This is a genomic window from Arthrobacter sp. NPDC090010, from assembly GCF_044748305.1.
Lineage (GTDB): Bacteria > Actinomycetota > Actinomycetes > Actinomycetales > Micrococcaceae > Arthrobacter_E.
Genome location: NZ_JBIVFT010000001.1, coordinates 149,832 through 161,505, shown reverse-complemented (window position 1 = coordinate 161,505; position 11,674 = coordinate 149,832). Strand labels below are relative to the sequence as shown.

General features: G+C 66.4%; 12 protein-coding genes and 1 tRNA gene. 2 read left to right on the top strand and 11 right to left on the bottom strand.

What is annotated here, in order from left to right; all coding sequences use genetic code 11:
• Nucleotides 1-21: 21 nt before the first annotated feature.
• The 5 genes from rplA to ACIPXZ_RS00735 form a co-directional block, all read right to left on the bottom strand.
• On the bottom strand, nt 22-729 hold the full coding sequence (rplA, locus tag ACIPXZ_RS00755) for a 50S ribosomal protein L1 (RefSeq protein WP_400590141.1): 708 nt from the start codon (nt 727-729) through the stop codon (nt 22-24).
• A 129-nt stretch (nt 730-858) separates the two neighbouring features.
• Nucleotides 859-1,287 carry a 50S ribosomal protein L11 gene (gene rplK / locus ACIPXZ_RS00750; protein WP_400590140.1) on the bottom strand — a complete coding sequence of 143 codons (429 nt, stop codon included), beginning with the start codon at nt 1,285-1,287 and terminating at the stop codon, nt 859-861.
• A gap of 132 nt (nt 1,288-1,419) precedes the next feature.
• Nucleotides 1,420-2,196, bottom strand: a complete 777-nt coding sequence (nusG, locus tag ACIPXZ_RS00745) for a transcription termination/antitermination protein NusG (RefSeq protein ID WP_400590138.1) — start codon at nt 2,194-2,196, stop codon at nt 1,420-1,422.
• A 155-nt stretch (nt 2,197-2,351) separates the two neighbouring features.
• Nucleotides 2,352-2,633 (bottom strand): preprotein translocase subunit SecE, encoded by a 282-nt coding sequence (secE, locus tag ACIPXZ_RS00740; RefSeq protein WP_400590136.1) that lies wholly within the window; start codon nt 2,631-2,633, stop codon nt 2,352-2,354.
• A gap of 116 nt (nt 2,634-2,749) precedes the next feature.
• A tRNA-Trp gene (locus tag ACIPXZ_RS00735) sits at nt 2,750-2,822 on the bottom strand.
• 222 nt (nt 2,823-3,044) lie between these two features.
• On the opposite strand from ACIPXZ_RS00735, the gene ACIPXZ_RS00730 reads away from it, so the two are divergent.
• Nucleotides 3,045-4,265: a pyridoxal phosphate-dependent aminotransferase gene (locus ACIPXZ_RS00730; RefSeq protein WP_400590134.1), complete on the top strand. Its 1,221-nt coding sequence runs from the start codon at nt 3,045-3,047 to the stop codon at nt 4,263-4,265.
• Nucleotides 4,266-4,400: 135 nt separating this feature from the next.
• The gene (locus ACIPXZ_RS00725) at nt 4,401-5,615 is read left to right on the top strand and encodes an MFS transporter (protein ID WP_400590133.1); all 1,215 of its coding nucleotides are present in this window, start codon (nt 4,401-4,403) and stop codon (nt 5,613-5,615) included.
• On the opposite strand, the gene ACIPXZ_RS00720 is transcribed toward ACIPXZ_RS00725, so the two are convergent.
• The 6 genes from ACIPXZ_RS00720 to ACIPXZ_RS00695 form a co-directional block, all read right to left on the bottom strand.
• Nucleotides 5,531-6,289: an AraC family transcriptional regulator gene (locus ACIPXZ_RS00720; RefSeq protein WP_400590131.1), complete on the bottom strand. Its 759-nt coding sequence runs from the start codon at nt 6,287-6,289 to the stop codon at nt 5,531-5,533. The two genes, ACIPXZ_RS00725 and ACIPXZ_RS00720, sit on opposite strands and share 85 nt — an antisense overlap.
• Nucleotides 6,290-6,400: 111 nt before the next feature.
• Entirely contained in the window at nt 6,401-6,922 is a 522-nt protein-coding gene (locus ACIPXZ_RS00715; RefSeq protein ID WP_400590130.1) for a M23 family metallopeptidase, read from the bottom strand.
• Between the two features lie 293 nt (nt 6,923-7,215).
• Nucleotides 7,216-7,902: an ABC transporter ATP-binding protein gene (locus ACIPXZ_RS00710; RefSeq protein WP_400590128.1), complete on the bottom strand. Its 687-nt coding sequence runs from the start codon at nt 7,900-7,902 to the stop codon at nt 7,216-7,218.
• A 2-nt stretch (nt 7,903-7,904) separates the two neighbouring features.
• Entirely contained in the window at nt 7,905-9,356 is a 1,452-nt protein-coding gene (locus ACIPXZ_RS00705; protein WP_400590127.1) for an ABC transporter permease, read from the bottom strand.
• A gap of 138 nt (nt 9,357-9,494) precedes the next feature.
• Nucleotides 9,495-10,166: a LuxR C-terminal-related transcriptional regulator gene (locus tag ACIPXZ_RS00700; RefSeq protein WP_400590125.1), complete on the bottom strand. Its 672-nt coding sequence runs from the start codon at nt 10,164-10,166 to the stop codon at nt 9,495-9,497.
• Nucleotides 10,163-11,548, bottom strand: coding sequence for a PspC domain-containing protein (locus tag ACIPXZ_RS00695; RefSeq protein WP_400590124.1), 1,386 nt, complete (start codon nt 11,546-11,548; stop codon nt 10,163-10,165). The genes ACIPXZ_RS00700 and ACIPXZ_RS00695 overlap by 4 nt, the downstream gene beginning before the upstream one ends.
• Between the last annotated feature and the right edge of the window lie 126 nt (nt 11,549-11,674).

Here is an 11,674-nt window from a genome sequence, read left to right as displayed (position 1 = left end):
GGCAGAAGGACTGCCGGGCGACTAGGCGCCGAGAACGACCTTGGTGACGTTCGGGTCCACGGAGATGCCCGGGCCGAAGGTGGTGGCCACGGTGGCCTTCTGGATGTAGCGACCCTTGGCAGCGGTCGGCTTCAGACGAAGCACCTCGTCCAGAGCGGCGGCGTAGTTCTCGATGAGCTTCTCAGCGTCGAAGCTGGCCTTGCCGATGATGAAGTGGAGGTTGGAGTGCTTGTCGACACGGAAGTCGATCTTGCCGCCCTTGATGTCATTGACAGCCTTGGCGACGTCCGGGGTCACGGTGCCGGTCTTGGGGTTCGGCATCAGGTTACGGGGACCCAGGACCTTACCGAGACGTCCGACCTTGCCCATGAGCTCGGGGGTGGCGACGGCGGCGTCGAAGTCGGTCCAGCCACCGGAGATCTTCTCGATCAGGTCATCGGAACCGACGAAGTCGGCGCCCGCTGCCAGAGCGGCCTCAGCCTTGTCACCGGTGGCGAACACCAGGACGCGGGCGGTCTTGCCGGTGCCGTGCGGCAGGTTCACCGTGCCGCGGACCATCTGGTCGGCCTTACGGGGATCCACACCGAGGCGGAAGGCGACCTCCACCGTGGCGTCGAACTTGGAGGGGTTGGTCTCCTTGGCCAGGGTCACTGCCTCGACCGGGGAGTAGAACTTCTCCGCGTCGATCTTGGCGGCGGCTGCCTCATATGCTTTGCTGCGCTTTGCCATGCTGCGTATTTCTCCTTGTGCAGTTGTGGTCTGCGGACCGCGCTGGGCCCTGCCACAGTCCCGTCAGGTTGAGGGGACTTGATGAATTTCTGGGATGCCGGCGGACCGGCGAATGGCCTGGGGCCAGGATTACTCGACCGTGATACCCATGGAGCGAGCGGTGCCGGCGATGATCTTGGCAGCAGCCTGGACATCGTTGGCGTTGAGGTCGGGCAGCTTGGCGGTGGCGATTTCCTCGACCTGTGCCTGGGTCAGCTTGGCGACCTTGACGGTGTGCGGGGTGGCAGAGCCCTTGGCCACGCCTGCGGCCTTCTTGATGAGCTCAGCAGCCGGCGGGGTCTTCGTGATGAAGGTGAACGAGCGATCCTCGTACACGGTGATCTCGACCGGGATGACGTTGCCGCGCTGGGATTCCGTTGCAGCGTTGTACGCCTTGCAGAACTCCATGATGTTGACACCGTGCTGACCAAGCGCGGGACCGATCGGAGGGGCCGGGTTGGCGGCACCTGCCTGGATCTGCAGCTTGATGAGGCCGGTGACCTTCTTCTTGGGAGCCAATGTAGGGTCCTTCTCTCAATTGCTTACTGAGGAACAGGAGTGCGCCTCAGTTGTTTGGCCACCCTGGCGAGGTGGCCGGACGTTCTCCGGCCGCTAAAGCAGCACGGCCGGCGAACGAAAACTATGGGGTTGTCAGATCTTGGTGACCTGGTTGAACGCGAGCGTGACAGGGGTCTCGCGTTCGAAGATGGAGACCAGGACCACGAGGGTCTGGGACTCCGGCTTGATCTCGGAGATCGTGGCCGGAAGGGTCTCGAACGGACCTTCCTTCACGATCACGGACTCGCCGACCTCGAAGTCGACGTTGATCGGAGCGGACGCCTGCTTGACCGGCTTGCCACCCTGCTGCTCCGCCTGCTCCTGCTCGATGACCGGAGCCAGCATGGAGACGACCTCGTCCAGCTTGAGGGGAACCGGGTTGTGGGCGTTGCCCACGAAGCCGGTGACGCCCGGGGTGTGGCGGACGGCGCCCCAGGACGCATCCGTCAGTTCCATGCGGACCAGGCAGTAGCCCGGGATGCGCACGCGGGTGACGACCTTGCGCTGCGCGTTCTTGATCTCCACGACCTCTTCCATGGGGACCTGGATCTCGAAGATGTAGTCCTCCATGTCCAGGGTCTGGATACGGGTCTCGAGGTTCGTCTTCACGCGGTTCTCGTAACCGGCGTACGTGTGGACGACGTACCAATCGCCTTCCTGGCGGCGCAGCTTGGCCTTGAAGGCCTCCACCGGATCCTCGGCAGGCGCGGCGGGAGCGACGTCGGCTCCCTCTTCGGCGGCGACGGTCTCGCCGTCGGCCTCAACCGCCTCGGACTCGGCGTCCACGGTTTCGGGCGCAGCAGTCTCCACCGCGGTGTCCTCGGACTCCGGGGCGTTGTCCTCGTTGAATTCGAGTTCCTGCTCAGACACGTGGTCTCCTGCTTCGTCGATGTGCATTGCAAGCGTGGGCACGCTCATGGTGGCTGAACCACTCAGCGGCATTCCCACTTAAATGGCTCAATTCCACAGACTGCAACCTCACCTTCGGGGAAGGCAGGCAGCAAGCTGCGGAAATGTCCTGTCGGTCAGCTCTCCCGGGGACCGGAACCACCGAACACCCAGCCGACGCCCATGCCGAAGAGGAGATCCAGCAGAGTGACGATGAGCATGACGATGGCCACGAACACCAGGACCACCAAGGTGTAGTTGAGCAGCTCCGAACGGGTCGGAGTGACAACCTTCTTCAGCTCACTGATCATCTGCCGGAAGAACAGGGCCATCCGTGCGAAGAAGCCGAGCTTCTTGCCCTTCTTACCGTTGCTCTTGGCCGGGCGGCCCTGAGCGCTGTTTGCGGCCGTTTCGGTCACTGCTACCTCGCTCTTCTCGCCATGCCGTTCTCATTGAACCCATGTGGCTACGCCTGCGGCGAGCCTCAGTGCTGGTGCTCTGGTCCTCTCGGCTGATGCCTGGAGCTAACCATGCGCAGGGCAGACAGGACTCGAACCTGCAACCTGCGGTTTTGGAGACCGCTGCGCTACCAATTGCGCCACTACCCTATGGATCTGAACCGTCCGCTGAACCCACGTCAGCCCCTCGGAGAGGAACCTTCAGGGAATGCTTCACGGCGTTTCAACACCGAGGAATAAGTATACGCATGAAGAGCGGATACGTCTAAGTGAGGTCCTCGACACGGCGACAGGCCCTCGTTTCCCCCTAAACTGAGGAGTGCCGGCTGAACCCCGGATGACGCAGAAAAAACACGCGAAGGACACCGCCCCATGCCCGCTGCACGCATCTCCCGACGCATCTCCTCCATCGCCGAGTCCGCCACCCTCGCGGTGGACGCCAAGGCCAAGGCCCTCAAGGCCGCCGGCCGCCCGGTGATCGGTTTCGGTGCGGGCGAACCCGACTTCCCCACCCCGGGATACATCGTGGATGCCGCGGTCGAAGCGGCCCGGAATCCCAAGTACCACCGCTACTCCCCGGCCGGCGGACTCCCGGAGCTCAAGCAGGCCATCGCCGAGAAGACGTTCCGTGACTCCGGCTACCGGGTGGACGCGAACCAGGTGCTCGTGACCAACGGCGGCAAGCAGGCCGTGTACAACACCTTCGCCACCCTGCTGGATCCGGGAGACGAGGTCATCGTCCCGACCCCGTTCTGGACCACCTACCCCGAGGCCATCCGCCTCGCAGGCGGCGTCCCCGTGGAGGTCTTCGCCGGTCCTGAACAGGGCTACCTGGTCACGGTGGAGCAGCTCGAAGCCGCGCTCACCGAGAACAGCAAGATCCTCCTCTTCGTCTCCCCGTCCAACCCGACGGGAGCCGTGTACTCCCCCGAACAGGTCAAGGAGATCGGCGCCTGGGCCGCCGCCAAGGGCCTCTGGGTGGTCACCGATGAGATCTATGAGCACCTCACGTACGACGGTGTCCCGTTCACCTCGATCGCAGCCGCAGCCCCCGAGCTGGGAGACAAGGTGGTGGTCCTCAACGGCGTCGCCAAGACCTATGCGATGACCGGTTGGCGCGTCGGGTGGATGATCGGCCCCACCGATGTCATCAAGGCCGCCACCAACCTGCAGTCTCACGCCACCAGCAATGTCTCCAACATCATGCAGATCGCCGCACTCGCGGCGGTCTCCGGCCCACTGACCGCGGTGGACGAGATGAAGGTGGCGTTCGACCGGCGTCGTCAGGCCATCACGGAGGGCCTCAATGCGATCGACGGCGTCGAGTGCCCGACGCCGAAGGGCGCCTTCTACGTGTACGCCGACGTTCGCGCACTGCTCGGCAAGTCGTTCCCCGTCGCGGGCGGGGGCTCCGCGACCCCGCAGAGCAGCGCCGAACTGGCCGCACTCATCCTCGACGAGGTCGAGGTGGCGGTCGTGCCAGGCGAGGCCTTCGGCCCCAGCGGGTACCTGCGCCTCAGCTACGCGCTGGGCGACGATGATCTGGCAGAGGGCGTGCACCGCCTCCAGGAGTTCCTGGCCAAGGCTTCCTGAACCGTCCGGCTCCCGACCGCCCCGCACCCGTCTTCAACATCGGGTGCGGGGCGGTCGTGATTTCGCGGACGATAGGGCAATCGCCACGGACGCCCGGTCAATCCGACCGGGTCGCGGCCCGGCACAGTGGTGTTCATGAAAGCCACCGCACTTCGACGCGCACCCTTCGCGATCCCCGCACTGGCCCTCGGCATCACGATGCTGGTGGCCAGCGAGTTCCTTCCGGCGAGCGTCCTGCCCCTGATCGCCACCGAACTGCGGATCAGTGACGGCACGGCGGGCCTGGCCGTGGCGGCCACGGCGCTGGCCGGCGCGTTGACCGCCCCGAGTCTGGCCAGCCTGGTGCCACGCACCGATCGCCGCCGCGTCCTGATCATCCTCCTCGGAGTCGGGACGGCGGCCAATGTCCTGGTGGCCGTCGCTCCGTCCTTCCCGGTCCTGCTCCTCGGGCGTCTGGCGCTCGGTGTGGCGATCGCAGGCTACTGGTCGCTCGCCTTCGGGGCCGGCGTTCAGATCCTTCCGTCCCGGCCGGCGCTGGTCTCGACGGCCCTGGCGACCGGTACCAGCATCGCAACGATCGTCGCCATGCCGCTCGCCGCCATTGGCGGGACGGCACTCGGCTGGCGGCAGGTCTTCTGGGCGGCCGCCGTCGTCGGGGTCCTCGCAACGCTCACGCTGGCGCTGACTCTGCCGTCCGTTCCCGCTCATCCTTCAGCGGGGTTCGCCATGATGCGCAGGGCCCTCGGGCATCGCCGCCTCATGCTGGGCATCGTCTGCGTGGGGCTCGCCGCCTTCGCGAACTTCACGGCATACCCCTACATCAGGCTGGCCATCGAAACGGTCGATCCGGGTGCCATGGGCTGGCTGCTTCTGCTGTGGGGCGCAGGCGGCCTGGTGGGGAACATCCTGGCCGGCGCCATCTCGCGCAGGCTGCGGCTCGCGGTGTCCCTCGGGCCGTTCATCCTGGCGGCTTCACTTCTGCTGGCCTCGCAGAGCGGCACGACGGCGTCCCTGACCGTGGCGAGTCTCGCCTGGGGTCTGGGCTTCAATCTGGTGCCCGTGACCACACAGCTCTGGGTCACCACGGTCGAGCCTGACGATGCGGAGGCCGCAGTCAGTCTGCAGGTCACCGCCTTCCAGACGGCCATCACCCTGGGTGCCGTCGTCGGCGGTCTGCTCCTGGACCATTCGGGGCTGGCCGCGGTCTTCCTCACCGCGGCGACGGCGGCAGTACTGGGCGGCGTCGGCTTCGCCGCCCTGCCAGCTCAGCCCGCAGAGGCACGCCAACGTCCCGGCGTCGTTCCCAGTTCCGCCGAGAACGCCCGGACGAAAGCCGCATCGGAGGTGTAGCCGACGCTTGCGGCGATCTGGCTGATCTGCTGATCGCCGTGCCGCAGTAGGTGGGCCGCCCGGGCCAGTCGTTCCTGACGGACGTACTGCATGGGCGTCACGCCGGTCTGCACCCGGAAGCGCTCGGCCAAGGCCGAACGGCTCAGGAGCGCCAGCTTGGAGAGCTGAAGCAAGGTCCAGGGATGTCCCGGGTCCTGCCGGATGGCGGTAGCGGCCCGGCACACCCCGGAGTCCCATTCCGAGGCGGGCTCCTCCGTCTCCAGGGAGACGAGCATCGCTCCCCCGATCAGATGTCCGTACCCACGGTTGAAATCACGCACCGTCGGCTTGCCGCTCAGGGGGCAGGCCGTCACGAAATCGGTGACGCCGTAGTGGCGGGCATTGAAGTCGGGGACGACGGCGGGTTCCGGCAGCGCCGCGCCCGTCAGTTCTGCGAGATCGACGTGGAGCAGGCGGCTCGGTTCCGATGCCTGGATCCTGAAGCGCGCCGTCTGGCGGAGAAACGCCGCTGCGGAAGTGTGCAGGGCCAGTTCCTCCCGGTTCCAGCGCAGCACCACCGACCCGGAAAGCACCAGAAACCAGGCCGAGGGTGAAGCCCATGGGAGGACTTCACCCTCGGAGAGGTCGGAGATGAAGGAGGCGCTGGCTTCCCACTGGGGCTGAATGTCCGTCACATCCAACGGAACGCACCCAGGGGTTCAGGCATTCCTCCCGGCTTCGCGGAGGACTGACGTGCGCCTCATCCTCCGCACCGCCACAGCTGGAGGTCCGCACTCAGCTTGAGGTCACGGCCACAGATTGGGGTTCAGATCCGAACCGTAGGCGCCGTAGCGGGGGCGGCGTTCCAGGTGCAGGTGCGGGCCGGTGGTGTTTCCCGTGTTGCCCGAGTAACCGATCAACTGGTTGGTGGCGACGCGCTGGCCCTCGCTCACCACCGACCTCGACAGGTGGCAGTAGCCCCAGTCCGAGCCGTCCACGTTGTCGTTGATCAGGATCATGGTGCCGTATGCGGAACCCCAGTTCGCCCGGCCCGTTCGGACATCGCCGCCGATGGTCGCGTAGACCGGGGTGCCGACGGGGCAGCCGATGTCGACGCCGGTGTGGTAACCGGCGGCCCAGGATCCGGGCTGCCGCCACTGGGCGGTGATCGGATGCGCGCTCGGGTCCCTCACGGGCCGCACGTAGGACGCGGCCTCGGCCGCCGGGGCCATGCCGAGTCCGACGACGGTGAGCCCGGCTGCGGCGACGCCGCCACTGAGTATCATCCGTCGACTGGGCAGGATCGATGATTCCTGACGATCTGTCATGACTGTTCTCCTGATTGCTCATGATCGGGATAGCGAGAAACGAAATGGCCCTGATGGCCAATGGCAGCATAACTCCGTGCCACGATTTTCGCGATCATAAATGTCGAGCTATCGACTAACTTGTCAAGAACAGTGTGAAGAAGAAGTTGACATTGTGCGAACGGGCGGCAAACGCGTGTCCTGGAGCCCGCATCCCGGCCTGAACGCGGCCGGCACAGAGGCCGCCGTCGTCCGCTCATAGCTGTGGCGCCCTTCCCCCACGGAGAGCGCCACAGCCGTCCAAGTCCTGAACGTCAGCTTCGCGCCGCCGCCTCCTCGTTCAGGGTGCCCCGCTGCAAGCGGAACCTCCGATCCGTCTTCCTGGCCAGCCCCTGGTCGTGGGTGACCACCAGGACGGTCGTGCCATGTTCCTCGGCCAGCGAGCTGAGCAATCCGATGATGTGTTCGCCGGTCTGCTCGTCCAGATTTCCCGTGGGCTCGTCGGCCAGAATCAGCTTGGGCTCATTGGCCAGGGCCCGTGCGATGGCCACGCGCTGCTGTTCACCGCCCGAGAGCCGGTTGGCCTTGCGCACATGTTTCTCCGGGTCCAATTGCACTCGTTCCAGCAGTGCCTGTGCACGGGTGCGGCGCGCCGTGCGTCCCAGCCCCGCGAACTCCATGGGCAGCATGACGTTCTCCAGTGCCGAGAGATTCGGCACGAGATTGAATTGCTGGAAGACGAAGCCGATGTCCCTCCGCCGGTACGCCGTCAGCTTCGCATCCGGCAGGCTCGCCAGGCTCACCCCGTCCACGACGACGTCGCCGCTGGTGGGCTTGTCCAAGGCGCCGAGGAGCGAGAGCAGAGTGCTCTTGCCGCTGCCGCTCTTGCCCACGATCGAGGCGAACGCCCCGCGCTCCAGCTCGAAACTGACGCCATTGACCGGCTTGATGGTGCGGTCGCCGGACTTGAACTGACGGACCAGATCTTTGACTTCGATCATGACTACTCTCCTCGCAGGACTTCGATGGGACGGATGCGGGCCGTCAGAAGGGCCGGGACCAGCGCTCCCAGGATCGCCACGCCGAAAACGGCCGCGAGACCGAGGGCGATCACCCCGGGAGAGACGCTCGCGTTGATGGAGGTCAGAAGCTGGTTGGCTCCTCCGAAGAAGCCTCCGCGGCCTCCGCCCGGGAAGCCGCCCCCGCCTGCCCCACGCTGCCCCGTGGACTGACCGGTGTTGGAACTGACCAAGGCAGAGGCGATCCCGCTGCTCGCGAAGGACGCGATCACCGCCCCCACCACACTGCCCATCACGACGAGGACCAGTGACTCCAGGACGAACTGCAGCCCGATGGTCCGGTTCGGCGCACCGATCGCCTTCAGGACACCGATCTCACGACGGCGCTCCCGCACCAGGAGCACCATGATGAAGAGGATCACCAATCCGGCCGTGGCCAGCGAGACCACGAACGCCACGAGCGAAATGCTCTTGACGCTCTGAAGCGAGCTGACGGCGGTGTCGACGCCACGCTGCCCCTGCGTCACATCGGCCTTGCCACTGCCGAGAGCCGTTTGCAGGGCGGTTCGCGTGGAGTCCACATTGTTCATGGAGTTCACCGTGACCACCAGGCTGGAAACCTCGTCGGGAGTCCCAGCCACGGCCTGGGCCTGAGGGAGGGTCAGGTAGACGGCATTGTTGCCGAAGGTGGTCCCGGCGTCGAAGATGCCCGCCACCGTGTAGCTCTTGCCCGCGATGGTGAAAGTGGATCCGACCTTCAGATTGTTCTTCGACGCCAGCGTGGTGCCGAGCAAGGCCTTGGTGCTCACCTTGGTGTAGTCCCCGAGGCCGGTTCCGCTGGTGATGTTCAGCGCCTTGCCGGTGCTGTCCACCTCGGCTCCGATGCCGGTCGCGGTGATGGGGAGGCGGAACGTCCGGGTCTGTCCTGACCCGCCCGCGGTGCCGGACCCCTGAGGCGCGGAACCCTGCCCGCCGGAACCTTGCCCGCCGGAACCCTGGGACCCCGAGTTGTTCCGGTTGCCGAGCGTTCCGGCGTCGATGGCGGGCTGAAGGCTCGTCACCACCGAGGTGCCGAAACCGCCTGGACCCTGCGTCTGAGAACCGGTCGAAGACGAGGTGCTGGAGGACGTGGCCGTTTCAAGCCGGACTTCCTTGGTCGATACGACCGATGACACGTTCGCCACGGAGGCCGCGGTCTTCGCCGTTGCGGAGGTGAGCGGTTCTCCGCCGCCTTCGAAACCCTGACCGCCGGCGGGGTTGACGGTCAGGACCGTTCCCATCGAGGCGTTCAGCTGCTGGACCTTGTCCCCCACCGCCTGATTCGCCACCAGCATGGCCAAGGCCAGGCCGATGGTCACCGCGAGAACGGCCACCACCGCCGTGGTTCTGATCGTGTTGCGGAAGGCATTGCCTACGCTGCGGGCTAGGACACTCACGGTTCTCCTGAGAGCCGGACCCACCGGTTGCGGGCCGTTCCTCCTCAGCATCAGCGGCATCACTGTGCGCCACAGCGGCCCTTGCTATGCGCCCGCTGTGAGGCGCTCAGTCCGGCGGCGGAGGGACCCGCCGGAGTCTCAGAGCAGCCGGCGCTCCGCGGCCCAGCGGCTCAGCTCGTAACGATTGGAGAGTTGCAGCTTGCGCAGCACGGCGGAGACGTGCGTCTCCACCGTCTTGATGGAGATGAAAAGCTCCTTCGCCACCTCTTTGTAGCTGTAGCCACGGGCGATGAGACGCATGACCTCCAGCTCACGGGCGGAAAGACGGTCCAGTTCATCGTCGGCGATGTCCTCGACGGACGTTCCGAAGGCGTCCAGCACGAAACCGGCCAGCCGCGGGGAGAACACGGCGTCTCCTCCCGCGACCCGGTGCACCGCGGAGGATATCTCGGTCCCGGAAATGCTCTTCGTGACGTAGCCACGGGCGCCCGCCCGGATGACCGAGACCACATCCGAGGCCGCATCGGACACGCTCAGCGCGAGGAACCGCACGCGGTTGAGCTGAGCCGCACAACGGTTGATCACTTCACGACCGCCGCCGCCCGCCCCGCCAGGCAGGTGAACGTCCAGCAGCACGACGTCGGGTTCCTTCCGCGTGACGACGGCGACGGCGTCGTCGACATTCCCCGCCTCACCCACCACATCGATCCCGTCGCGCAGATCGGCCTTGAGCCCCGAGCGGAAGATCGCGTGATCGTCCACGATCACCACCCTGACCGTGCGGTCTGCGGACTGCTGTTCCTCCGTCATGACTTCTCCTGCTGTGCTGATGCGTCCTGCGTTCTGTTCTGTGCTGCGGGCCGGTTGTCGCGGGGACCGTCCGGCGGGTCCGTCGGCAGCCGGAGCCGGACTTCGGTCCCGTCCGGCCCGCTGGTGATGCTCGCCGTGCCACCGTGTCTCTTCATGCGCCCGATGATCGATTCCCGGACGCCCAACCGGTCCTCCGGCACGGCATCCAGTTCGAAGCCCGGCCCACGGTCCTTGACGAAGACCTCCGCCCCTCGATCCGAACACTCGAGGTACACGGAGACCTGACCGCCGCCGTGACGGGCCGCGTTGAGCATGGCCTCCCGGGCTGCCTGCACCAATGCCTCATGCCCACTGCCCATCTCCGTATCGCCCACCGTGACCACGTCCAAGGGGACGCCGTGGGCGTCTTCGACCTCGGCCGCGGCCGCTTTGATCCGCTCCGCCAAAAGGCCCGTGTCCCTGTTCAGATCACCGAAGAGCCACGTCCTCAGCTCGCGTTCCTGGGCCCGGGCCAAGCGGACGACGTCCTGTTCGGACGACGCTCGGCGCTGGATGAGGGCCAGGGTCTGGAGCACCGAGTCGTGCAGATGCGCAGCGATCTCAGATCTCTCCGTCTCGCGGATCCGGGCCGCGCGTTCGTTCTCCAGATCCCGCCAGAACTTCAAACCCCAGGGCAGGAGGACCAGGGCGACGCCGCCCAGCACCGTCAAGGATGCCAGGAGCGCCACCCAGCTCTGCTCCCAGGAGCCCGAGCCGGAGACCATCACCAGCACTCCGGCGATCACGAGCGCGAGGCCCGCGAGAAGCCGGCCCCAGCCACCGGCCTGCCGGACCATCGCGCGATCCACCAGGTCCTCACGGCGGGACTCGTCCAATTGCATCCAGGCGATGGCTGCCCCGCCCAGGATCGCGGCCACGGGAATCAAGGTGCCCAGGGGGATGTCGGCACCGAGCTGCCGGGCGATGAGGACCACCGACAGCAGGACAAGGCCGGCACCGAGCAGGATCTCTTTACCCCAGGGAGTTCGGAAGGCACGGTTCAGCGGGGAACCTCCGGCGCGGCCCGGTACGCCGCCCGCGTCCGGTTCCGCCGTCGGGCCCGAAGCACCCTGAGCCGGCGACGACGGAGCGCTGACCGCGGGAGCGATGGGCGACGCCGGACGGCGGGCCGAAGCACGCGAACGCTCACCGGCGGTGGGGACCAGAGTCCAGAGCCAGCCGTAGAAGAGAAGACCCGCGCCTCCGGCCAGCACGGAGAGCAGCATCCCGATCCTGACTCGCTTGACCGGCCAGCCGAGATGGACCGCCAGCCCGCTGCAGACGCCCGCGATCACGCGGTCATCGCCGCGGACCAGAGGAGGACGCTGCACGGGGGATGTCATGGTCTTTATCCAAGCACGGATCCGGTGGCTCCGGGGTGCTCCCCGAGCCTTCCCAGGGGTGACTCAGGGATGGTTCAGGGGATCCCCCAGTAGAGCCGGGGACCGTGCGGAGGAGAGGATCGAAAC